Below are 23,867 nucleotides of genomic sequence, written 5' to 3'. Positions count from 1 at the left end.
GGGGAAAGGTATGACCTACCGTCAACGATTATCTTTTTTTATCATGATTGATTCATGTATTGTCTTAACGGCTATCTTCTTTAGTAGTTTTCTAGTCAATGCTGACATATATGTGATTACACTACCAATTGTCATTACTTCTACTGTTATTCTACTTAGCCATCATTTTTTCTCTTTAAAATTTAAGCTTTATAAAAAAGCCTGGGAATATGCAAGTATTGGGGAATTATTAATTGTTCTTAAGGTTGTTACTTTATCGATTTCAACTGCCGCGATCGTGCAGTTAATCTTAGTTCAACAAATTCACTTTCGTCTTCTAGCAGTCACATGGATGCTGCACATGTTATTAATAGGTGGTTCACGCTTCTTTTGGAGATTATTTAGAAACTCAATTATTAAAGAAGCTGAAAATAAGAAGCGAACACTAATTATCGGTGCTGGTTCTGCCGGACGGATGGTTGCGAGACAATTATTAAAAAACAATGAGGGTGACTTACATCCTGTTGCCTTTATTGACGATAATGTAAAAAAACAAAACCTTGATATTTTGGGTATTCCAGTACTGGGTGGAGTTGACCAAATAGAGGGCACGGTAACGGAATTAGAAATTGAAAACATCATCATCGCAATACCTTCATTAAGTAAAAGAGAATTAAATGTAATCTTCCAGGAATGTGCGAAAACAAATGCAAAAACACAAATACTCCCAATGTTAGAGGATTTGGTAACTGGAAAAGTTTCAGTTAATCAATTGAAAGATGTACAAGTCGAAGATCTACTAGGAAGAGAACAAGTTGCCCTTGATATTGAAAGTATATCAGAATATGTAACAGATAAAGTTGTCCTAGTAACCGGTGCTGGTGGATCAATCGGTTCAGAGATTTGTAGACAGATTTCAAAGTTCAATCCGAGACAGCTAATTTTATTAGGTCATGGTGAAAACAGCATTTATACAATTGAAATGGAATTGAAAGAGACCTACCGCTTATCTGAAATAGAGTTTTTTACCGAAATTGCAGAGCTACAGGATGAAAAGCAAATGATGAAAGTCATGAGTAGATATCAACCAAATGTTGTTTACCACGCAGCAGCTCACAAGCATGTTCCGTTAATGGAGCGGAATCCAGAGGTGGCTGTGAAAAATAATTTAATTGGAACTAGAAACGTTGCAAATGCTGCGAGTTGGCACGGTGTTGATACCTTCGTGATGGTTTCTACTGATAAAGCAGTCAACCCAACAAGTGTCATGGGGGCAACGAAAAGGCTTGCAGAAATGATCATTCAAGACATGGATAAAAAGAGCAATACAAAGTTTGTCGCTGTTCGTTTTGGTAATGTCCTTGGAAGTCGGGGTAGCGTCATTCCACTTTTCAAAAAGCAAATTGAAAAAGGTGGTCCTGTAACAGTAACCCATCCTGATATGGTTCGCTATTTTATGACGATACCAGAAGCTTCAAGATTAGTGATCCAAGCGGGTTCTTTAGCGAAAGGTGGCGAAATCTTCGTACTAGATATGGGTGAACCAGTAAAAATAGTAGATTTAGCAAAAAACCTTATCAAGCTATCAGGTAATTCAATTGATGAAATTGGAGTCGAATTCACCGGGATGAGACCTGGTGAAAAACTTTTCGAAGAATTATTAAAAGATGATGAAGTGCACGATCAGCAGGTCTATCCCAAGATCTATGTCGGCAAAACAGCACATCTCTATATATCAGAAATTGAAGAACTTATTTCTACTTATTTAAAACTAGATAAAGAAGAATTAAGGGATGAACTACTAAATTTAGCCAATCGAACCCTTGTCCCGGAGCGTCTACTATCAATCTCAGGTTAAAAGGAGCTAAAACAATGAAAGTAAGAAAAGCAATTATCCCAGCAGCAGGACTTGGAACGAGATTCCTGCCAGCAACAAAGGCAATGCCAAAAGAAATGCTACCAATCGTAGATAAGCCAACGATTCAATATATTATAGAAGAAGCCATTGAGTCAGGTATTGAAGACATTATCATCGTTACAGGAAAAGGAAAACGAGCAATTGAAGATCACTTCGACCATTCCTTTGAACTCGAGCAAAATCTATTTGAAAAAGGTAAATTCGAACTATTAGATGAAGTCCAGAAAACATCAAAACTAGTTGATATCCACTACATCCGTCAAAAAGAACCAAAAGGATTAGGCCATGCCATTTGGTGTGCTCGAAAATTTATTGGTAATGAACCCTTTGCAGTTCTTTTAGGTGACGATATTGTTGATGCCGCAAAACCTTGTTTAAGACAAATGATTGAGCAGTATGAACGCTACAATGCTTCGATTCTAGGAGTGCAAACAGTTCCTGATAAAGAAGTTTCCAGGTATGGTATTGTTGATGGAAATCAAATTGGCGATCGCTTCTATAGTGTTAACAATTTAGTTGAAAAACCAAAGCAAGACGATGCACCTTCGAATCTAGCAATTATGGGTCGCTATATTCTTAACCCAAGAATCTTTGAAATTCTAGAGAATCAGAAACCAGGTGCTGGTGGAGAAATTCAACTTACTGACGCCATTGCAGGATTAAATCAATTTGAAGCAGTTTATGCGTATGATTTTGAAGGTACACGTTATGATGTTGGGGAGAAAATGGGGTTTATTCAGACAACACTTGAATTTGCACTAAAACGTGATGACTTAAGACCAGATCTACTAGAGTATTTTAAAAATGTATTAGACAAAGAGCTAGTTAAATAATATGGAAAAACAACTGCCAAAACGAGTTTTATTTTGTGCAACAGTCGACTATCATTTTAAGGTCTTCCATATACCATATCTTAAATGGTTTAAAGAACAAGGCTGGGAAGTTCATATCGCTGCATTTGGCGAGCTAGAACTTCCTTTTGTTGATGAAAAGTACAATATACCGATTCAGCGTTCGCCCTTTAAACTGAAGAATATTGAAGCCTATAAACAGTTGAAAGAAATCATTGATAATAACACATACCAAATTATTCATTGCCATACTCCTATGGGTGGTGTACTCACTAGGCTTGCTGCAAGAGAAGCAAGAAGAAATGGAACAAAAGTCATTTATACGGCTCATGGATTTCACTTTTGCAAAGGAGCTCCGTTAGTAAATTGGCTATTATACTATCCGATTGAAAGAGTACTTGCTTCCTATACAGACTGCTTGATTACGATTAATGAAGAGGATTTTAACCTTGCAAAGAGTCATGGATTTAAAGCGGGTACAATTGAACATGTTCATGGTGTTGGTGTGAATACAGATGTTTTCAAGCCAGTAGATGGGTTGAGAAAGAACGTACTCAGACGAGCATATGGTTATAAACCAGAGGACTTCCTAATGATCTATGCAGCCGAATTTAATAAAAATAAGAATCAGCAATTATTAATTAGAGCATTAGCTGAAATAAAGGATGAGGTTCCAGGTGCAAGGCTTTTATTAGCTGGTGAAGGGGCTTTACTTGGTGAATGTAAGGAGTTAGCAGAAAAACTAGGTATTAGTGGAATGGTTGACTTTTTAGGTTTTCGAAATGATGTTGAAATGTTGTTGAAGATGAGTGATATTGCAGTGGCTTCTAGTTTGAGAGAAGGTTTGCCAGTGAATATTATGGAAGCTATGGCTTGTGGGTTACCAGTGGTGGCTACAAAAAATAGAGGGCATAGAGAGCTAATAGCAAATTACAATAATGGTTGGGTTATTTCAGAGAATAATATAAAAGAAATGGCAGAAAAGCTGTTTTTATTAGCTAATAATAGTGAACTTAAAAAATATCTTGGCTTAAACGGTAGGAAAAAAATTGATATAAGTTACTCAACAAAAAAGGTATTATCTGAATTAAACATTATCTATATTTCTATAATACAGTTCGGAGCAAGGGATGAAAAATCGGGAGTCCCCAGAATTTTTTGAGTTTAATAAATCTAAGGTAGGTTTAATATGATACCAAAAATTATACATTATTGCTGGTTTGGTAAAGGTGAATTACCTGAAAAGGTAAAATATTGTATTGATACATGGAAGAGGGAATTACCTGATTATGAAATAATGCTATGGAATGAATCAAACTTTAATGTAAATACTAATAGATTTACTTGTGAAGCATATGAGGCAAGGAAATATGCTTTTGTTTCAGATTATGTTCGCCTATACGCACTTAAAAAACATGGTGGAATTTATTTGGATGTTGATGTGGAAATTACAAAAAGGCTTGACCATTTTCTAGACAAGAGTTTGTTTATGGGATTTGAAGAACCAAATGGAGGAATAGCATCTTGCCTTATTGGTGGAGAGAAAAATCATGAATTTATAAATTTATTATTAAGTAAGTATAGTAAATTAAATTTTAAAAATGAAGATGGAACCTATAATATGAATCCTAATACATTACTCATTGAGGAGATTTTAGTGGAGAATTATAGTTTTTCTAATAATGGTGAATATCAGATTTTAGATTCTGATATTAACATTTATCCATTTGATTTTTTTCATCCTTTAAGTTTAGTTTCAGGAAAAATATATCTAACTGATAATTCTGTTGCTATACACCATCATACATTGCTATGGGTATCAAATAGAACTAAATTAATAAGATTAATTAGGTTGAAAATTTTAGTGCCATTGCTAGGTAAAGAGCGTTACGTAAAATTAGTAAATAGTATTAAAAAGGGTGTCCATCCTTAGTAGTGTGTATTGTGAGACTAAAAAATTCTTATTTCATAACTATTCGTTAGAAATAGAAGGAATGATAAAAATATGGAACCAATAAGAGTACTTCAGGTAGTTACAATTATGAACCGTGGTGGATTAGAAACCATGTTAATGAATTATTATAGACAAATAGATCGATCAAAAATACAGTTTGATTTTTTAGTACACAGAAATGAAAAAGGGCACTATGACGAAGAAATCTCAAGGCTTGGTGGGGAAATTTATAACATGCCGCAAATAAGACCTGGTAATTATAGTACATATTTTAAAATGCTAAAACAATTTTTTTTAGACCATTCCTATTATAGAGTAGTTCATTCACATATTAACGAGAATAGTAGTTTTGTACTTAAAGCTGCGAAAAATGCTAGAGTACCTTGCCGTATTGTGCATAGTCATATTAGTGATTTAGGGATAGATATAAAGCTTCCTTTTCGTTTATATGCAAGGTACTCTATGAGGGATAATCCCAATAAATATTTTGCATGTTCTAAAGTTGCGGGTGAATGGTTATATGGTAAAAAGTTTAAGGAGAAAAATGATATTGTAATCCTAAACAATGCAATTAATACAAATGAATTTAAATATGACATTGTTAAAAGAATGAAAATTAGGGAAGATTTAGATCTTAATGACAAATTAGTAATAGGTCACGTTGGCAGATTTAATAAACAAAAAAATCATACATTTTTAATTGATATTTTTAAGGTAATACACAATAAAAATCCCAATTCAATGCTTATTATGGTTGGAGATGGTGATTTACGTCTTGATATGGAAAAAAAGGTGGAAAATATGGGGCTATCATCAGCTGTTAAGTTTTTGGGGATAAGAAGTGATATAGCTGAAATAATGCAGGGAATGGATGTATTCTTGTTTCCTTCTTTATTTGAGGGCCTACCTGTAGTTTTGGTTGAGGCACAAGCAGCAGGTTTAAATTGCATTGTGTCTGACACAATTACACAGGAAACTAATATTACTGGACTACTTAAATTTACAAGTCTACACGAGAGACCTGAAATATGGGCAGAAAATGTACTTACATCCACAACTGTTCATCAGGATACATCGGAAATATTAAGAGAAAGAGGATATGATACAAGAACAATGGTAAATTGGCTTACGGAATATTATGAAAATAATAGTATTAATGCCTAGACAATAAATGGAGGTGTATTATGACACCAACCCTTACTGTTTTTACACCAACTTATAATAGAGCGTATACTTTACATTTATGTTATGAGGGTTTGAAAAGACAGACATGTCATGACTTTATTTGGTTAATTATAGATGATGGATCATCAGATAATACGAAAAATCTTGTAGAAAAATGGATTATAGAAGGAGTAATTTCAATTCAATATCACTATCAAGAAAATCAAGGAATGCATGGGGCTCATAACACAGCATATAAACTCATTTATACAGAATTAAATGTTTGTATTGACTCAGACGACTATATGCCTGATAACGCTGTAGAAAACATCATCAGTTTTTGGAAGAAGTATGGAAGTGATAAATACGCAGGGATAGTTGGATTAGATGCAACCCGAAATGGCAATATTATTGGTACTAAAATACCAGAAAGACTAGCTGAATGTACAATCTCATCTTTATATGGAGTACATAAGGTTAAAGGGGATAAAAAGTTAGTATATAGATCAGAACTTACCCGGTACTACCCTCCTTACCCCATTTTCACAGGAGAAAAATATGTTCCACTAAGTTATAAATATATTCTTATTGATCAAGACTATCCATTATTAGTAATGAATAAAATCCTGTGTTTCGTTGACTACTTAGAAGATGGTTCAAGTATGAATATTATTAAACAGTATCAACGAAATCCTAAGGGGTTCTCATTCTTTAGAAAAGAAGCAATGATTTACGCATTATCATTAAAGGATAGATTTAGACATGCTGTCCATTATGTTTCTAGCAACTTAATAATTAGGAACAGTAAATTTTTAATAGAATCTCCCTATAAAGTTACTACCTTTTTAGCTATTCCATTAGGAATTGTATTATTTCTTTATATTCAAAATACAAATAAAACAACAGTTCTTAAAAGATAAAAAATAATAAATCAATAACTTAATAAGAAGTGTGGAAGGAACAAGTAGTTGAAATGACCATATTATGGATTAATCTGTGTGCAGTCTTTTCATTTTCGTTATTAGCTCGTTATTTCTCTAAAACTACATTAATTGATAGTATTCCGCGACCAAATAAGATATTTACTTTATTAGTACTGATATTATTAGTCTTGGTATCGGGACTTCGAGCTGGAAACATAGGAGATACTGGGGCCTATATGCATGGCTTTCGCATTGCAAAATTTAATTGGAATGATGTAGATTTTAGTGGAGAGTTTGGATTTTATATATACCAAATGCTTATAAAAAATATAACAGATGATCCACAGGTTTTGGTCTTTGTAAGTGCACTTATAACTAATTTACTTATAATTTATGTATTTTATAAATATTCAAGGTATTTTGAACTTGCTACATATGTTTATATCACATCAGGATTATTTTTAGTATCGATGAATGGAATTAGGCAATTTCTCGCATCAGCTATTTTGTTTACAGCCACGAAATTTTTAATTGCAGGGAATTGGAAAAAATATTTTATTGTGGTTATTTTTGCATCTACTTTCCATAAATCTGCACTAATTCTTATACCGGTTTATTTTATTGTAAGGAGGAAGGCATGGTCCAAAACTACTTTAGTATTAATTTTAATGACAATTCCTTTTCTTATGATTTTCACGTTTTTCACTGACACTTTCTTTTCGCTTTTAGAAGAAACAAGATATGGTCACTACGAAAATTTTAATGAAGGGGGGGCGAATGTTCTTAGGACTCTAGTATCTATTGTACCAATTATAATTGCCTACTTTGGCAGGCATAAACTTAAGGAAATTTATCCACAGAATGATTGTATAGTAAATATGGCTTTAATTAATACAATAGTAATGCTTGTTGCGACTCAAAATTGGATTTTTGCAAGATTTACAATCTATTTTGGATTGTATCAAGTTCTATTATTATCTTGGGTAATAAAATTATTCAATAAAAAGGATCGAAAGTTTATCTACTATGCAATTTTAATATGTTACTTTGTATTTTTTTATTATGAACATGTGGTCAGCCTCAATATCGATTATAAAAGCAAATTTATTAATTTGTAATATTGTTTTAATGTACTGATTGTTAAAGTTTGAAATTAAAGGAGGGTTAAAAAATGGTAATACTCGTAACTGGAGGAGCTGGATATATCGGTAGTCACACTTGTGTAGAACTACTAAATCAAGGATATGAAATTATTGTTATAGACAACTTTTCTAATAGTAAAAAAGAATCATTAAAGAGAGTGACTGATATTACTGGTAAACTCTTTAAAGTTTATAATACAGATATACTTAACAAAGATCAATTAAACTTAGTTTTCTTAGAAAATAAAATAGATTCCGTAATTCACTTTGCTGGTCTTAAGGCAGTGGGAGAATCTGTTTCAATACCACTCAGGTATTATTATAATAATGTTATTGGTACACTAAATTTGTGTGAAGTTATGAATAAGCACAATGTCAAAAATTTAGTATTTAGTTCATCAGCAACAGTATATGGTAATCCAAAAGAAGTGCCAATTTTAGAAAGTTCACTTTTAGGTGCAACAAATCCATATGGAAGAACGAAGCAAATGATAGAGGAGATCTTAAAGGATTTATATAATTCTGATCATTCATGGAGTATTTCTCTCTTAAGGTATTTCAACCCTATTGGAGCACATGAAAGTGGCCTAATTGGAGAAGATCCAAATGGTATACCTAATAACTTATTGCCATATATTTCACAAGTTGCAGTTGGTAAATTAGATAAGTTAAAAGTATTCGGTAATGATTTCCCAACCAAAGATGGTACTGGAGTAAGAGATTATATACATGTTGTTGACTTGGCGAGAGGTCACTTAAAAGCATTAGAAAATGTGAGTAATTCTACAGGTATAAATGCCTATAATCTCGGGACTGGGACTGGTTATAGTGTACTAGAAATGATTAAAGAATTCGAAAAGGCTTCTGGTAGAAATATTCCATATTCTATAGTTGAACCTCGGCCTGGTGATGTTGACAAATGTTTTGCTAACCCGTCAAAAGCAAGAGAAGACCTTGGTTGGATAGCTACAAAAACTATCGAAGAGATGTGTGAAGATACATGGCGTTGGCAGATAAATAATCCTAATGGATATATAGAAAATAATAAAATAATATTCACAACTTCTGATTCCCGTTTGTCTGCTGAGACAGCGGGTTTTGTTATGTCTAAAGCTGAATGAGGGATTTGGATGAATATATCTGAAAAGCTCACTCAAGAGAATTTTCAAGATCTTTTATTAAAATTCTATCAAAAAGAGCTAGAGTCAAAAGAAGTAGAAGTTATTGATGTTGTTAATGAGATTAAGAAAAATATACTACTTATATGTTCTTCAAATAATTAATAACAGTCCATACTCTTCATCATAATAGAAGGGAAAAACTTATGAAACGATCTCTAGATATTTTAATATCAATAACCATATTATTATTATGCTCATTTATTATCTGTTGTATCGGATTATTATTAAGAATAAAGATGGGATCTCCAGTTATTTTTAAGCAGAAGCGTCCTGGATTAAATGGAAAACCATTTTACCTATATAAGTTTCGTACAATGATAGATTTAAAGAATGAAAAAGGTGAGATGCTATCAGACGAATTGAGATTAACCAATATTGGTATGTTTATTAGGAAATATAGTTTAGATGAATTTCCCCAACTCATCAATGTACTTAAAGGTGATATGAGCTTAGTAGGTCCAAGACCTTTATTAATGGATTATCTACCTTTATATACAAAAGCACAGGCCTCACGTCACCTTGTAAAACCAGGAATTACGGGATGGGCACAGGTAAATGGAAGGAATAATTTAACTTGGGAAGAAAAATTCGAGTTAGACACTTGGTATGTTAAAAATCAAAACCTCTTCCTTGACCTAAAAATATTAATTTTAACCATAAAAAAAGTAATTAAAAAAGAGGGGATTAATCAAAATGGTCATGTTACAGTGGAAAAATTTCATGGAAGTAAAGAAGTGAATTATTAGTATGAAAGTAGTCTTAATTGGTAATGGCGGCCATAGTAAAGTTATTCAAGATATCATAAGATCTATTAATGAATTAGAGTTACTTGCTATTTTAGATGATAAATATGATGGTGAAATGATTATAAACGGAAAAGTTTATGCCCCTATTTCCTTCTTAGAAAGACTACTAGAAAAGGGGACTAAAGTCGTTGTTGCAATTGGGTCAAATGTTATAAGACAATCTATTGTACAAAAAATGAACCTGAATATGGAAAGTTATTTAACTTTAATTCATCCATCAGCTGTTATTAGTACTTCGGCAGTAATAGGGTATGGAACAGTCATTATGCCAAATGCTGTTATTAATTCAGATACAACAATTGGCGACCAATGTATTATCAATACTGGTGCGATAATTGAACATGATAACGCCATTGGTGATTATTCACATGTTTCACCGAATGCAACCTTAACAGGCAATGTAAGAATATTGGAGGGTGTGCATATAGGTGCTTCTGCAACAATTATTCCTGGAATAGAGATAGGTGAATGGTCAGTGATAGGTGCTGGATCAACTGTTATTAAAAATATACCTCCTAGTACAAAGGCTGTTGGTAGTCCGACAAGATTCATTGATTATAGTAGGCAATTTTAATGCAGATAAGGTGGTTATAATGAGTAAACCTAGAATTTATTTATCCCCGCCTCATATGAGTGGGAAAGAACTACATTATATAAAAGAAGCGTTTGAAAGTAATTGGATAGCACCTCTAGGTCCAAATGTTGATGAATTTGAAAAAGACATAGCATCTTATGTAGGGGTCAATGAAGCTGTAGCGGTGAGTTCAGGAACTGCAGCTATTCATTTGGCTCTTTCGTTATTAGATGTAAAAAAAGGTGATACTGTTTTTTGCTCAAGTCTAACTTTTGTAGCTAGTGCAAACCCAATCGTTTACCAAGGAGCAGAGCCAGTTTTTATCGATTCAGAGCCTGACACTTGGAACATGTCCCCAGAAGCGCTTGAAAGAGCACTTACTTATGCTTTTTATGATGGAAAAATGCCAAAAGCTATTATTGTAGTTAACCTTTATGGTCAAAGTGCAAAGATGGATGAAATAGTTGAGATTTGTAATAAGTATAATGTTCCAATAATTGAAGACGCTGCTGAATCACTTGGTTCCACATATAAAAGTAAACAGAGTGGAACCTTCGGAAAGTTTGGTATTTATTCTTTTAATGGCAATAAAATTATAACAACTTCTGGTGGTGGCATGCTTGTTTCAGATGATACCGAGGCAGTGAAAAAAGCACGGTTTCTAGCAACCCAAGCAAGAGATCCTGCTCCTCATTATCAGCATAGTTTGCTAGGATTCAATTATAGAATGAGCAACATTTTAGCCGGAATAGGAAGGGCACAACTGGAGATTTTAAATGAAAGAATAAGAGCAAGAAGAATAATTTTTAATAGGTATTCAGAAGAACTAGCTCATATTCAGGGTATCGAGTTTATGCCTGAATTGGAAAATACCTTTTCTAACCGTTGGCTAACGGCATTAACTGTTAACGAAAATGAAGTTGGTGTTTCAGTTAAAACTTTACTAGAAACATTAACTGAAGAAAACATAGAAGCAAGACCTGTTTGGAAACCCCTTCATATGCAACCATTGTTCGAAAAAGCAAAATACTATCCTCATAGTGAAGATGAGAATGTTTCTGAACAATTATTTGTGACAGGACTTTGTCTTCCTTCTGGTTCTAATTTGACAGAAGTTAATCAACAAAGGGTAATTAGAAGTTTAGCTAATACAATAAAACAAAAGGTGAGATAATTTGAAAATACATGTTTTAAAGTGAGGTGGAAAATTGGAGACATTTAAAAAAATACCCAAAAAAATACATTATTGCTGGTTTGGGGGTAAAGAAAAGCCGGACATAGTTAAGCATTGTATTGAGAGTTGGAAAAGACATTTATCTGAGTATGAAATAATTGAATGGAATGAAGATAATTTTGATATTAATAGAGTCCCATTTGTAAAACAGGCATACCAAGCAAAAAAATTTGCATTTGTTAGTGATTATGTAAGAGTTTACGCTTTGTTCAACTTTGGTGGTATTTACTTAGATACAGATGTTGAAGTTTTTAAACCTTTTGATGAATTTTTACACCATGATTCATTTTGGGGGTTTGAACAAGAGAATTATATTGCAACAAGCACTATTGGTGCTGCTAAAGGAAGTAAACTTATTAAAGTATTTTTAGATTCATATAAAAACAAAAATTTCGTTAAAAAAGACGGAGCTCATGATGAATTAACAAATGTAGCAATTATAACTGAAATTTTAAAAGAGAAAGGTCTAAAAACGAATGGAGAATTCCAAGAAATAGAGGGGTTAGGGGCATTTTACCCTCAAACATTTTTTTCCCCATTTGACTATATAAATTGTCGGAAATTCATAACTATAAATACTGTAGCAATGCACCATTTTTATAAAAGCTGGTTACCACCAAAAGCTAGATATAAAAGTCAAATTAAACAGACATTATCAAAAATAATTGGTGGAGATAATATCGCAAAGCTTAGGAGAATATTTTAAATAGTAGTTTTTAGGAGAAATGAAATGTTTAAAATACTAAAAAAAATAGGTAAAACATTGATTACAGAGTCTAAAAATAGAGGCATTTATTTCACTATTTTAATGAATGTTTCTCACCTAATGGGAGTTTTGAGGGGATTATTTTATAAGTTTTTATATTTTAGGAATTTAAAAGCTTCCATATTCTCACTTCAAACAAATAGTAGAATAGAAATTTTTAATAAAAATTCAAGAGTTAACATTGGAAAGTTTGTTTTCATTAGGAAAAATGCAAGCATTAGATTGGATTTTAATGGTGTATTAAATATAGGAGATAATGTTTTTATTAATGACAATTGCAATATTAACTGTATTAATAAGATCTCTATTGGAAGAAATACAAAAATAGCTCCTAATGTAAGTATTAACGACCACGACCATAACTATAAAAAAGTAGATGATCAACATTTGATTAAAGGTGAAGTCAAAATAGGGGCAAATGTTTGGATTGGATCTAATGTAGTGATATTACGGGATTCAATAATTGGTGATAATGCTGTAATTGCTGCTGGTAGTGTTGTTAAGGGGAATGTGCCTTCAAACACATTATTTTTAAATAAACGAGAGAGTCATTTTGTTAATTTTAATAGTACTGGCAAGTTGAGAGGAATTTTATGAAAAAAGACATTTTAATCTCTGTTTATAACATGGAAATTGGTGGTATTGAAAGAAGTTTAATCAACATGTTGGAAAGTTTTAATTATGATAACTATAATGTTGATTTATTGATTTTTAATCATACCGGAGAACTAATGGATTTTATCCCTGAAACAGTGAATATTTTGCCGCAGATAGATCAATATTCAGTATATAGAAGATCCATTGTTCAATGTTTGAGAGAAGGACATTATTCAACTTCAGTTGCAAGAATACTAGGGAAATTCATGGCAAATATAAAAGCTAGAAATAGTAATTTTGAAGAAGGCTCAGCATATATACAGATGCAACTTGCTTTGAAGTATTCTACTATTTTTCTTCCAAAAATTGAAAAGATATATGATCTAGCGATAAGCTATGCTTGGCCACATGACATTATAGCAAAAAAAGTTCGTGCAAAGAAAAAAATGGCATGGATCCATACAGATTATTCGAAACTTGAAATTGATAACAAGATAGATTTTGAGATTTGGAGCAGGTTTGATTGTATAGCATCAATATCCGAAGAATGTTCAAAGTCATTTGTAAATATTTATCCATTATTAAAATCAAAAGTTAAATTAATAGAAAACATAAACTCACCTAACTATATAAAAAGAATGATCGTGCAAAGTGAAGCAAATAATGAATGGAATTGTAATAGTAATACTTTTAATATTTTATCTGTTGGAAGATTAAGTCATGCCAAAGGATATGATCTTGCTATAAAAGCTCTTAAGGAACTTCATAATAGGGGCCTTACTAATATAAATTGGTATGTAATTGGATATGGAACTGAGGAAACTGCACTAAAAGATTTAATAAAACAATATGATTTAAAAGACCATTTTATATTATTAGGTAAAAAGAATAATCCATATCCTTATATGAAAGCATGTGATCTGTATGTTCAACCATCAAGATATGAAGGAAAAGCTGTAACAGTCACAGAAGCAAAAATAGTTGGAAAACCCATTTTAACTACCAAATACCCAACATCTGCTAGTCAAATAGAAGATGGGATAGAAGGGATAATATGTGATTTAAGTGTAAGTGGGCTAGTTGATGGAGTAGAGAGACTATTTAAAAATCATGAGCTAAGAAATTCTCTGATAAAAAATGTAAAAGAGAAGGATTATAGTAATATTAATGAATTAAATAAGTTGTATAAAATTATAGGTTCTTAAATTTATTTAAGAACCTATAATAATCAGGAGTGAGTGTGAAGTGCGTGTAAAAGTAAGTGTAGTAATACCGGTTTACAATGCCGAAAAATATATCGCTCAATGTATAGAATCGCTTTTAGATCAAACTCTTAAAGAGTGCGAATTTATATTTATAAATGATGGTTCTACTGATACCAGTCGGAAAATTATTGAAAGTTATAAAGTGTTCGATAGTCGCATCAAACTCTTTAATCAGTACAATAAAGGAGTTAGTGTCGCTAGAAATAAGGGTATAGAATTGGCAGTTGGTGATTTTATAGGGTTTGTCGATGCTGATGATTATATAGAAAAGGACATGTATGAAAGATTATATGTAGCGGGAATAGAAAGTGATTGTGATCTAGTTATATCTAATTTTGTAAGTGAGATTGAAGGACATAGAGTAATAACAAAATACCCATTTGAAACAGAGACTCCTCTTAATAAAAACTATATAGAGGATGAGGTATTACTTTACTTTATTAAGTCAGATAATTTAAACACAGCCTGTAATAAAATCTATAAACTTCAGGTAATAAGAGAAAATAAGGCTTTTTTTCCTGAAAAAGTACCATTAGGTGAAGATGGAATATTTAATATTCACATTTTTAGTAGAGCAACCATAATAAAATACATAGATTATACTGGATATCATTACCGAGAAGTAGCAGGTAGTGCAACAAGAGATATATCAAAAAATGATTATTTCAGTAGAGCTTTAGAAGTGTACAAATTAAACTTACTACAAGTATATAAAGAAAAATATGATAAGGTTGTAATTCAACAATTAAAATCGATAAGGCTTATTAATAGTGTTGTTTCTTATATTTATATTTATTTTAAACCATCAAAGATAGTAAGCTTTAATTACAGGTTTCAATATGTCAATTATATGGTTAATAATAAACATGTAAGAGAGGCATTACTTTACTATAATAGTGAAAATCATATGAGTTTGAGTAGGTACCAAAAATTTGTATTGACTATGATAAAAAGAAAATCTGTAGTAGGTTTATTTTTAGCAACTACTTACATTAGATTTAGAAATAAAAGTTTTGGGGGGATATAATTGAATATTATGATGTTTGCTCATGGTGGGAGTCTTAATAGAGGATGTGAGGCTATTGTCCGCTCTTCCACCAAAATTATTAAAGAAAAAATACAAGGATCAAAAGTATTTTTAGCTTCTGAAAAACCAGAAACAGATAAAATCATAAGAAACCTAGATGGAATCTTTGACGGTTCACAATGCAATATAAACAAGTATTCATATGATTGGTTAGTTTCTTCACTTAAATATAAGCTTTTTAAAGATGAGTCATATGCATTAGGGAAAATAGAAAACAATATAATAAAGCATATAAAAGATATGGATGTATATTTATCAATAGGTGGAGATAACTATTGTTATGGAGAGCAACCAGGTTGGTATGAGATAAATAAAAGGGTAAAGGCACAGGAAAAGAAATTAGTCTTGTGGGGATGTTCTATTGGTGAGGAAGATATCTCAAAAAGAAAGCTGGAAGATTTAAAATTATTTGATTTAATCTTAGCTCGAGAGACTCTTACATATAATATGCTAAAAAATAGAGGATATAATAATGTTAAATTATGCGCAGACCCTGCATTTACGATGGAAAAAGAAGAATTGAAATTACCAGAAGGATGGGAAGATCAGAATACTATTGGACTAAATTTTAGCCCTCTAGTTTGGAAACGAAATAAGGATTCACAAAATTCCGTTGGAGAACTTATCAAACATATATTATATTCTACTAATATGACAATAGCTCTAACTCCCCATGTGATATATGAAGGTAATAATGACTATGAAATTTTATTCAAATACTATGAGGACTTTAAGCAAACTGGTAGAGTAATCATACTACCAAACAATTTAAACGCAACACAATATAAGGGATATATTTCGAGAATGAAGTTTTTTATAGGAGCTAGAACTCACGCTACTATAGCTGCTTATTCTAGTATTGTTCCTACTTTAGTTTTAGGCTATAGTGTAAAATCAAAAGGAATATCAAAAGATATATTTGGAGAAGAAAAATTAGTCTTAGGTATTGAAGAGTTGTCTAATATCCAAAAGTTAAAAAATGCCTTTGATGAAATGGTACAAGATGAAGACGCACTAAAACAGAAATTACGTCAAACCATACCAAAAGTTAAAGAAATGTCGTACAAAGCAGTAGATCATTTAAAAGAGGTATGTTATGAAGAAGAATCTTCTATTTGTTATGCCTAGTTTAGCTGCTGGTGGAGGAGAAAAAAGTTTAATAAATCTATTATATCAAATAGATTATGATTTATATAATGTTGATCTGTTTCTATTTAGTAAAACCGGAACATTTCTTAACTCAATACCAAGAGAAGTTAACATACTTGAATTACCCATGAATTATAAAACATTTACAATGGGATTTAATAAATCATTAAAGGAATACTTTAAAAATGGAAAATTTAATTTAGCATATTACAGACTAATGTTCGCTATTAAGAACAGGACTATAAAGGATAATTCTAATGCTGAGCAGTATACATGGAGATATCTTAGTAAATCAATTGGGTTGTTAGAAAAAAAGTATGATATTGCAATTGGGTATCTTGAAAAGTCATCTATTTATTTTGTTGTAGATAAAGTTAATTCTAAAAAAAAAATTGGTTGGATCCATACCAATTACACTAATTCGGGTTTGGATAGTAATTTCGATGCTCCATATCTAAAACAATTAGACCATATTGTAACAGTTTCAAAAGAATGTGCTGAATCTATAAAAGAGACCTTTCAAGACCTAAGTAAAAAAGTTAGAGTAATATATAACATTGTATCACCTAGACTAATTAAGGAACTCTCAAATCATAGTATACATGAAGCGTTAACTGATGAAGAATACACGAACATAGTCACAGTTTCTAGACTTAGTCATGAAAAAGGTATAGATTTAGCTGTTAAATCTTGTGAAATACTACTAAGGAAAGGTTATAAAGTAAGATGGTATATAATAGGAGAGGGGAATGAGAGAAGAAATTTAGAACGTTTAATAGAAAAAAAAGATTTGAAAAATAATTTTAAATTATTGGGAATTAAAGAAAATCCATATCCATATATTAGGATGGCAGATATATATGTTCAACCATCTAGATATGAAGGGAAATCTATAGCTATTGATGAGGCGAAAATACTTCTTAAACCAATAATTGTTACCAACTTTAATACAGCGAAAGATCAAATTATAGATGGAACTGATGGAGTAGTTGTAGATATAAATGAAGAAGAGATATCAAATGGTATTGAGAGATTAATTATAAATATAACTCTAACTAAAGATATAATAAATAATTTATCTTTACAAGATTTAGGGACTGAAGAAGAAGTAAAAAAGCTGTATGAAATCTTTTAGTAGGTGGTTATACATGAAAAAGGATATTCTATTTGTAATTAATAATTTAAACTGTGGTGGTGGTGAAAAAGCACTAATTTCTCTATTAGAGGTCTTAGATTATTCAGAATATAACGTTGATTTATTTTTATTTAAACATGAGGGGATTTTTTTTAATAAGATACCTAATCAAGTTAATTTATTAGAAGAGCCTAGTGAGTATAAAAATTTTGATATGTCTATAAAAAGATCCGTCATAGATTGTATTAAGAAAGGCAAAATTAAGGTTGCCTTATCACGAGTGTGTGCGGGATTTATTTTTAAAACAGAAAAAAATAAATCTAGAAGTGAGCAAAGAGTTTGGAAGTATATATCTAGATCAATAAATAAAATTGATAAAAAATATGATGTTGCTATTGGGTATTTAGAAAAGAATCCAGTTTATTTTTGTATAGATAAGGTAGAAGCTAAAAAGAAAATAGGTTTTATCCATAACGATTATGACAAATTAGGAATGGATTATAATATCGATGTTAAATATTTTAGAAAACTAGATAATTTAGTTACAGTTTCTGAAGAATGTCTCCATATTCTAAAAAATAGATTTCCGATGTACAGTGAAAAAATAAAACTTATGCACAATATAGTATCTCCAAAAATTATTAATAAAATGTCAATGGAGCAATCAGATATTAAGAATAACGGAATTACAATTACATCAGTAGGAAGACTTAACTATCAAAAAGGTTTCGAAATAGCAGTTGAAGCTTGTGATTTGTTAATAAGAAATGGATTTAATATTAGGTGGTATGTTGTTGGAGAAGGGGAAGAAAGAAAAAAATTAGAGCAACAAATTAAGACAAAAAATTTAGAAGATATTTTTATTTTAATAGGCCTAAGAGATAACCCATATCCATATATAAGACAATGTGACATATATGTTCAAACTTCTTTATTTGAGGGACGATGTTTGACTATCACTGAGGCAAAAATATTAAAGAAACCCATTGTTTCAACTAACTTCAATGTTATTTATGATCAAATTGAAAATGGTGTAAATGGTTTAATTGTAAATCAGGATTCTAAGGCAGTATTTGAAGGGATAAGAAGACTAATAGAAAATGAAAAATTAAGATTTAGACTTATAGATAATTTATCAAGAGAAGATTTAGATAATGAGTCAGAGGTACAAAAATTATATAATTTGTGTAATTAGTTGTGAAAGTAGGTAAGTAAATGGTTTTGAAAGCATTCATTATAGGGTTGATTACTATAGTAGGAACGATAATCTTGTTTGATATTGTTCCAATATTAAGAGCATGGATAAGTAGAGTTTATATTGGAAGGTATACTGATATAGATATTTGGAGTAAATCAGTAACTAACAAAGGAGTAAATTGGTTAAATAATACTCCAATGATAAAGGTAACAGATAATACAAGATTAGTAGTCCTAGATATATTAAAAGGAAATTATTCGAGTAGTACAATACAACATTGGCAAGAGGCTTCCCTAATTTTAGGACTATCAGAATTTCTCAAATATAAAGATGACAATGAAGTTAAGAAAGAAATAATAAAATATATTAATATAAAATTCAATGAGAATGGTCAATGGAAGGAAAAGCCTAACAATGTTGATGGAGCAATATTAGCTTTTGCATTAATGAAATTGGACTTTATCGATCAAGATAAATATAAGGAGGCACTTAATTACACCTGGGAATTGATAAAAGAACATATAGGTATCGATGGAACAGTTGGATATAGAAAATCTATGGAAAGCTACAGATATGTGGATACCGTAGGTTTTATATGTCCATTTTTAGTTTTATATGGAAAAAAATTCAACAAGGATGAATGTATAGAACTTGCAGTTAAACAAATTAAAGAATTTGAAAAATATGGTATGATAGATAAACACTACATACCCAGTCATGCTTACGAGATAGAACACAAAGTACCTCTTGGATTATACGGTTGGGGGAGAGGTCTCGGTTGGTTTGCTATCGGTCTCATAGATACATGGAACGAATTACCATCAAATAATAAAAATAAGTATATTCTGGAAGATAGTGTGAAAAGGTTCGCTAGAGCTGCTATGAGTTTCCAACAAAGAAATGGAAGTTGGAATTGGACTGTCACTAGACGTGAATCAAGACCAGATTCTTCAACTACAGCTACATTAGGGTGGTTTATGTTAAATGCTTCTAAAATTGAGGATATTTCAAATGAATGTATCGACAGTACAAATAAAGCTATCGAGTACTTAATGAAGGTTACAAGAAGAAACGGTGCTGTAGATTTTTCTCAAGGAGATACTAAAGATATAGGGGTATATTCTATGTTGTTTAATATTCTTCCTTTCACCCAGGGATTCTGTATAAGGTTAATTAACGCTTACACCAACTCAAAGGTTGTGTAAATGTAATGAGAGTCAAAAATTCTATTAAAAATATAGCTGCGGGAATAGGAAATCAAATTATTATTACCTCATTAAGTTTTGTTTCAAGAACTGTTTTTATAACCTATTTGGGAGTAGAATATTTAGGGATTAGCGGTCTGTTTACAAGTATATTAGCTATGTTAGCATTGGCAGAAGCTGGTATAGGATCCAGTATTATGTACAGTCTTTATAAACCAGTCGCTGAAAACGATCACGGAAAAATTAATCAACTAATGAGGCTGTATAGAAATGCTTATCTGGTAATTGCTTTAATTGTATTATTTTTTGGATTATCTATCATGCCTTTCCTAGAATACTTTATCAAAAATTCAAGTATTGAAAGTATTAATTTAATCTATTTAATATTTTTGTTGAATACAGTTGTACCATATTTATATTTGCATAAGAATTCTTTTTTAAATGTTTGCCAAAAGGGTTATATAGTAACTGGTGTATATTCTGTTTCATCCATTATTTCTACTGCCCTTAAAATTGGAATTTTGTATTATACACAAAATTTCATTCTATACTTAGTAGTAGAAAGTTTTATAACGTTAACCACAAGTATTATTTTGGCATTTATAGTAAATAAATTGTATCCATTTTTAACAGAAAAAGTTATGACTAAGTTAGATGATGATACAAAACAAAATATCATTAGAAATGTAAAGGCTATTGTATTACAGAATATAGGAGTATTCTTAGTTTTTGGCACAGATAATATTATTATATCATCATTTATTAGTGTTACTGCAGTAGGATTGTATGCAAATTATCTTATGTTGATTGAGATCTGTAGAACTTTTATTAACCAAATATTTAATAATCTATATCACAGTGTAGGAAATTTAGTGGCGAATGAAACTAAAGAAAAAGTTTATAGTATATATAAAGTAAGTTGGCTATTAAACTTTTGGTTATATTCATTTTTCTCAATAATATTAGCCATAATGTTAGAACCATTTATTATTTTATGGATTGGCTCAGAATTTCTAATGAGTGAAAGTGTATTAATCGTATTAGTTATTCTTTTTTATGAAAGAGGTATGAGAAATTCAATTACTACGGTGAAAACAACAGCAGGAATCTTTCATGAGGATAGATTTGCACCTTTATGTCAGGCGGCTTTAAATCTTACTTTCTCAATTATTTTAGTTCAATATATTGGTATAATAGGTGTATTTATTGGAACTCTTATTAGTGCGATAGCAGTACCATTTTGGACTACTCCGTATTTAGTTTATAAAAAAGTATTTGAAAAACCTGTAATAAATTATTTTAAACAATACTTATTTTTCCTTGTAGTAGGATTTGGAACCTATTATTCAACAAAATTTCTAAGCGACTTTATTGTAATAGATAATATTTTTACCCTTTTTGCTACAGGACTTATTTGCTTAGTTATCCCTAATGTAATTTATCTAGCTATATTCTATAAGACAGAAGAGTTTATATATTTATTTGGGGTTTTTGTAAATCTACTTAAAATGTTACAAGTGAAATTAAAACTTTATAAAGAAAAAATCCCTATGAGTTAATGTCCTAAAAGAAACTTATTAAATGTAGTAGTTGACAACTTTAGCTAAAGATGATATTTTTATCCTATGTTGTTCTTTATAAAGAACATAAACATAAATTACTTGTTGCTATGTAAAACAATATGTAAAACAATATTATTTATACCGTTTGATACAGGTGGCACAATAAATGAAAATAAAGTTATATTGATTGGTTGTTCTTTAAAAAGAATTCTTACTATGGGGGAAATAATGAGTGCAATAGCTGGAATTTATCATCAGAATAAAGAACCTATAGCAGTAGATCATGGCAATGGGATTATGCAAGCTTTACAACAATATCCTGCAGACGAAATAAGTTCGTGGAAAAAAGATAATATCTTTCTAGGTTGTCATGCACAATGGATAACTCCTGAGTCATTAAATGAACAATTGCCTTACTATGATTACGATAGGCAACTTGTAATTACAGCTGATGCCATCATTGATAATCGAGAAGATTTATTTGAAATATTACAGGTGAAAAAAAATCAAAGAAAAACTATTGCTGACAGTAAATTAATATTACTCGCTTATCATCAATTCGGTGAAGAAGTACCTAAATATTTAATTGGTGACTTTGCTTTTATGATCTGGGACGAAAGAAAGCGACTTTTATTTGGTGCAAGAGACTTTTCAGGAAGCAGAACACTTTACTATTATCAAAACCATCAGAAGTTTGCTTTTTGTACAACGATTGAGCCGTTACTAACTTTGCCTTATGTAGAAAAGAAATTAAATGAACAATGGCTTGCAGAATTTCTTGCGATTACTGGAATGATTGATACAGTAGATGCTTCTATAACTCCTTATGAGAATATAAAGCAATTACCACCTTCTCATAGTATGACTGTAGTAAGTAATAAAGTCACGCTTAAGAGATATTGTACTTTAACTTCAAATGAGAAACTAAAACTAAAATCTAATGAGGAATATATAGAGGCATTTCAGGATGTATTCCAAAAAGCAGTAGATTCAAGGTTACGAACATACCGAAAAGTTGGTGCTCAATTAAGCGGGGGGTTAGATTCAGGATCCATTGTCGGTTTTGCATCAAAAACGCTACGCAAAGAAAACAAACAACTACATACATTCAGTTATATTCCTCCAAAGGATTTTGTGGATTTTACACCGAAACATATAATGCCAGATGAAAGACCGCTAATTAATGAAACAGTAAGACATATTGGTGGTATTTCAGATAATTATTTAGACTTCCAAGGAAGAGATTCATATACTGAAGTCGATGATTTTCTAGAAGTAATGGAAATGCCTTATAAATTTTTTGAAAACTCCTTTTGGTTAAAAGGGATGTTTGAAGAAGCGCAGAAAAAAGACATTGGGATCCTACTTAATGGAGGAAGAGGTAATTTATCAATTTCCTGGGGTTCAGCAATAGATTACTACGCTATTTTATTAAAAAAACTAAAATGGTTCCGTCTAGCTATTGAGTTGAGTCACTATAGTAAAAATGTAGGAGGAAGTAGATTTAAAAACCTACCAAGAATTGCTAGAGTTGCATTTCCATTTATAAAGCGAATATCGCCATTAAATACAACATACCAATATCCTACATTGATTAACTCTGAATTTGCGAAAAGGACAAATGTCTTTAATAAATTAAGTGAACATGGTATCGGAACAAACGGATGGTTCTCTTCAACTAATCTTTATAAACAAAGAAAAAGCCATTTTGAAGAAGTCTTTCATTGGAATGCGAGTAATACTCTAGCAACAAAGTTATCTTTAAGGTATTCAGTCTGGAAGCGTGATCCTACCAATGATTTACGAGTGATTCGTTTCTGTCTATCCTTGCCTGAAGAACAATATGTTCAAAATGGGTTAGATCGTGCACTTATTCGAAGATCCACTGAAAGTATGCTACCAAATAGTATTAGACTAAATCAACGTATCAGAGGGGTTCAAGGTGCTGATTGGGTGCATAGAATGATGCCGAATTGGACTTCATATGAAGAAGAAATTAAACAACTTGGCAAAGATAATAAAATATTAGAATTCTTAAATGAAGAAGTTATTAAAGGAGCCCTATCAAAAATTGAGGAGGGGGTTAGACCTGAGTTTGCAGTTAAGCCAGAATATAAAATTTTAATGCGTAGTTTAATAGTGTATAGATTTATTAAAAAGTTTGCTTAAAGGAGGTG

The 23,867-nt window shown here is 31.1% G+C and carries 22 protein-coding genes; all 22 read left to right on the top strand.

Annotation, left to right across the window (positions count from 1 at the left end):
• Positions 1-10: 10 nt before the first annotated feature.
• The 22 genes from PY093_RS13945 to PY093_RS13840 all read left to right on the top strand — a co-directional run bounded on the left by PY093_RS13945 (position 11) and on the right by PY093_RS13840 (position 23,859).
• The gene (locus PY093_RS13945) at positions 11-1,837 is read left to right on the top strand and encodes a nucleoside-diphosphate sugar epimerase/dehydratase (protein WP_275646468.1); all 1,827 of its coding nucleotides are present in this window, start codon (positions 11-13) and stop codon (positions 1,835-1,837) included.
• Between the two features lie 14 nt (positions 1,838-1,851).
• A complete protein-coding gene (gene galU / locus PY093_RS13940; RefSeq protein WP_275646467.1) occupies positions 1,852-2,730 on the top strand; it encodes a UTP--glucose-1-phosphate uridylyltransferase GalU in 879 nt (292 codons plus the stop codon).
• 1 nt (position 2,731) lies between these two features.
• On the top strand, positions 2,732-3,910 hold the full coding sequence (locus PY093_RS13935; protein ID WP_275646466.1) for a glycosyltransferase family 4 protein: 1,179 nt from the start codon (positions 2,732-2,734) through the stop codon (positions 3,908-3,910).
• A gap of 27 nt (positions 3,911-3,937) precedes the next feature.
• Positions 3,938-4,681, top strand: a complete 744-nt coding sequence (locus PY093_RS13930; protein WP_275646465.1) for a glycosyltransferase family 32 protein — start codon at positions 3,938-3,940, stop codon at positions 4,679-4,681.
• A 72-nt stretch (positions 4,682-4,753) separates the two neighbouring features.
• Positions 4,754-5,866: a glycosyltransferase family 1 protein gene (locus tag PY093_RS13925; protein WP_275646464.1), complete on the top strand. Its 1,113-nt coding sequence runs from the start codon at positions 4,754-4,756 to the stop codon at positions 5,864-5,866.
• A 20-nt stretch (positions 5,867-5,886) separates the two neighbouring features.
• Positions 5,887-6,786, top strand: a complete 900-nt coding sequence (locus PY093_RS13920) for a glycosyltransferase family 2 protein (protein ID WP_275646463.1) — start codon at positions 5,887-5,889, stop codon at positions 6,784-6,786.
• A gap of 53 nt (positions 6,787-6,839) precedes the next feature.
• Complete coding sequence (locus tag PY093_RS13915; protein ID WP_275646462.1) at positions 6,840-7,907, top strand: EpsG family protein; 1,068 nt, start codon at positions 6,840-6,842, stop codon at positions 7,905-7,907.
• 53 nt (positions 7,908-7,960) lie between these two features.
• Positions 7,961-9,052, top strand: a complete 1,092-nt coding sequence (gene galE / locus PY093_RS13910; protein ID WP_275646461.1) for a UDP-glucose 4-epimerase GalE — start codon at positions 7,961-7,963, stop codon at positions 9,050-9,052.
• A gap of 9 nt (positions 9,053-9,061) precedes the next feature.
• On the top strand, positions 9,062-9,214 hold the full coding sequence (locus PY093_RS13905) for a YwzD family small protein (RefSeq protein WP_275646460.1): 153 nt from the start codon (positions 9,062-9,064) through the stop codon (positions 9,212-9,214).
• A 41-nt stretch (positions 9,215-9,255) separates the two neighbouring features.
• Complete coding sequence (locus PY093_RS13900) at positions 9,256-9,858, top strand: sugar transferase (RefSeq protein WP_275646459.1); 603 nt, start codon at positions 9,256-9,258, stop codon at positions 9,856-9,858.
• A 1-nt stretch (position 9,859) separates the two neighbouring features.
• Positions 9,860-10,492 (top strand): acetyltransferase, encoded by a 633-nt coding sequence (locus PY093_RS13895; protein ID WP_275646458.1) that lies wholly within the window; start codon positions 9,860-9,862, stop codon positions 10,490-10,492.
• A gap of 19 nt (positions 10,493-10,511) precedes the next feature.
• A complete protein-coding gene (locus tag PY093_RS13890) occupies positions 10,512-11,666 on the top strand; it encodes a DegT/DnrJ/EryC1/StrS family aminotransferase (RefSeq protein WP_275646457.1) in 1,155 nt (384 codons plus the stop codon).
• A gap of 34 nt (positions 11,667-11,700) precedes the next feature.
• Complete coding sequence (locus tag PY093_RS13885) at positions 11,701-12,432, top strand: glycosyltransferase family 32 protein (protein WP_275646456.1); 732 nt, start codon at positions 11,701-11,703, stop codon at positions 12,430-12,432.
• A 24-nt stretch (positions 12,433-12,456) separates the two neighbouring features.
• On the top strand, positions 12,457-13,089 hold the full coding sequence (locus tag PY093_RS13880; RefSeq protein WP_275646455.1) for an acyltransferase: 633 nt from the start codon (positions 12,457-12,459) through the stop codon (positions 13,087-13,089).
• Positions 13,086-14,294 (top strand): glycosyltransferase, encoded by a 1,209-nt coding sequence (locus PY093_RS13875; protein WP_275646454.1) that lies wholly within the window; start codon positions 13,086-13,088, stop codon positions 14,292-14,294. Before PY093_RS13880 ends, PY093_RS13875 begins: the two co-directional genes overlap by 4 nt.
• Before the next feature lie 40 nt (positions 14,295-14,334).
• Positions 14,335-15,381, top strand: a complete 1,047-nt coding sequence (locus tag PY093_RS13870) for a glycosyltransferase family 2 protein (protein WP_275646453.1) — start codon at positions 14,335-14,337, stop codon at positions 15,379-15,381.
• A complete protein-coding gene (locus tag PY093_RS13865) occupies positions 15,382-16,569 on the top strand; it encodes a polysaccharide pyruvyl transferase family protein (protein WP_275646452.1) in 1,188 nt (395 codons plus the stop codon).
• Positions 16,538-17,725 (top strand): glycosyltransferase, encoded by a 1,188-nt coding sequence (locus PY093_RS13860; protein WP_275646451.1) that lies wholly within the window; start codon positions 16,538-16,540, stop codon positions 17,723-17,725. Before PY093_RS13865 ends, PY093_RS13860 begins: the two co-directional genes overlap by 32 nt.
• Before the next feature lie 13 nt (positions 17,726-17,738).
• A complete protein-coding gene (locus tag PY093_RS13855; protein WP_275646450.1) occupies positions 17,739-18,920 on the top strand; it encodes a glycosyltransferase in 1,182 nt (393 codons plus the stop codon).
• A 20-nt stretch (positions 18,921-18,940) separates the two neighbouring features.
• Entirely contained in the window at positions 18,941-20,128 is a 1,188-nt protein-coding gene (locus PY093_RS13850; RefSeq protein ID WP_275646449.1) for a glycoside hydrolase family 88 protein, read from the top strand.
• 5 nt (positions 20,129-20,133) lie between these two features.
• Positions 20,134-21,687, top strand: a complete 1,554-nt coding sequence (locus PY093_RS13845; RefSeq protein ID WP_275646448.1) for a lipopolysaccharide biosynthesis protein — start codon at positions 20,134-20,136, stop codon at positions 21,685-21,687.
• A gap of 231 nt (positions 21,688-21,918) precedes the next feature.
• A complete protein-coding gene (locus PY093_RS13840; protein ID WP_275646447.1) occupies positions 21,919-23,859 on the top strand; it encodes a lasso peptide isopeptide bond-forming cyclase in 1,941 nt (646 codons plus the stop codon).
• Positions 23,860-23,867: the final 8 nt, after the last annotated feature.

This window comes from Cytobacillus sp. S13-E01, from assembly GCF_029193815.1.
GTDB lineage: Bacteria > Bacillota > Bacilli > Bacillales > Bacillaceae_L > Bacillus_BV.
This window is presented reverse-complemented; position numbering and strand designations above follow the sequence as displayed.

Bases quoted from the DNA above. Each gene is read 5' to 3' on its own strand.
- PY093_RS13905 (WP_275646460.1), top strand. From the start codon at position 9,062: ATGAATATATCTGAAAAGCTCACTCAAGAGAATTTTCAAGATCTTTTA.
- PY093_RS13925 (WP_275646464.1), top strand. From the start codon at position 4,754: ATGGAACCAATAAGAGTACTTCAGGTAGTTACAATTATGAACCGTGGT.
- PY093_RS13845 (WP_275646448.1), top strand. From the start codon at position 20,134: ATGAGAGTCAAAAATTCTATTAAAAATATAGCTGCGGGAATAGGAAAT.
- PY093_RS13900 (WP_275646459.1), top strand. From the start codon at position 9,256: ATGAAACGATCTCTAGATATTTTAATATCAATAACCATATTATTATTA.
- PY093_RS13850 (WP_275646449.1), top strand. From the start codon at position 18,941: ATGGTTTTGAAAGCATTCATTATAGGGTTGATTACTATAGTAGGAACG.
- galU (WP_275646467.1), top strand. From the start codon at position 1,852: ATGAAAGTAAGAAAAGCAATTATCCCAGCAGCAGGACTTGGAACGAGA.
- galE (WP_275646461.1), top strand. From the start codon at position 7,961: ATGGTAATACTCGTAACTGGAGGAGCTGGATATATCGGTAGTCACACT.
- PY093_RS13880 (WP_275646455.1), top strand. From the start codon at position 12,457: ATGTTTAAAATACTAAAAAAAATAGGTAAAACATTGATTACAGAGTCT.
- PY093_RS13920 (WP_275646463.1), top strand. From the start codon at position 5,887: ATGACACCAACCCTTACTGTTTTTACACCAACTTATAATAGAGCGTAT.
- PY093_RS13860 (WP_275646451.1), top strand. From the start codon at position 16,538: ATGAAGAAGAATCTTCTATTTGTTATGCCTAGTTTAGCTGCTGGTGGA.
- PY093_RS13930 (WP_275646465.1), top strand. From the start codon at position 3,938: ATGATACCAAAAATTATACATTATTGCTGGTTTGGTAAAGGTGAATTA.
- PY093_RS13915 (WP_275646462.1), top strand. From the start codon at position 6,840: ATGACCATATTATGGATTAATCTGTGTGCAGTCTTTTCATTTTCGTTA.
- PY093_RS13895 (WP_275646458.1), top strand. From the start codon at position 9,860: ATGAAAGTAGTCTTAATTGGTAATGGCGGCCATAGTAAAGTTATTCAA.
- PY093_RS13935 (WP_275646466.1), top strand. From the start codon at position 2,732: ATGGAAAAACAACTGCCAAAACGAGTTTTATTTTGTGCAACAGTCGAC.
- PY093_RS13890 (WP_275646457.1), top strand. From the start codon at position 10,512: ATGAGTAAACCTAGAATTTATTTATCCCCGCCTCATATGAGTGGGAAA.
- PY093_RS13855 (WP_275646450.1), top strand. From the start codon at position 17,739: ATGAAAAAGGATATTCTATTTGTAATTAATAATTTAAACTGTGGTGGT.
- PY093_RS13945 (WP_275646468.1), top strand. From the start codon at position 11: ATGACCTACCGTCAACGATTATCTTTTTTTATCATGATTGATTCATGT.
- PY093_RS13875 (WP_275646454.1), top strand. From the start codon at position 13,086: ATGAAAAAAGACATTTTAATCTCTGTTTATAACATGGAAATTGGTGGT.
- PY093_RS13840 (WP_275646447.1), top strand. From the start codon at position 21,919: ATGAGTGCAATAGCTGGAATTTATCATCAGAATAAAGAACCTATAGCA.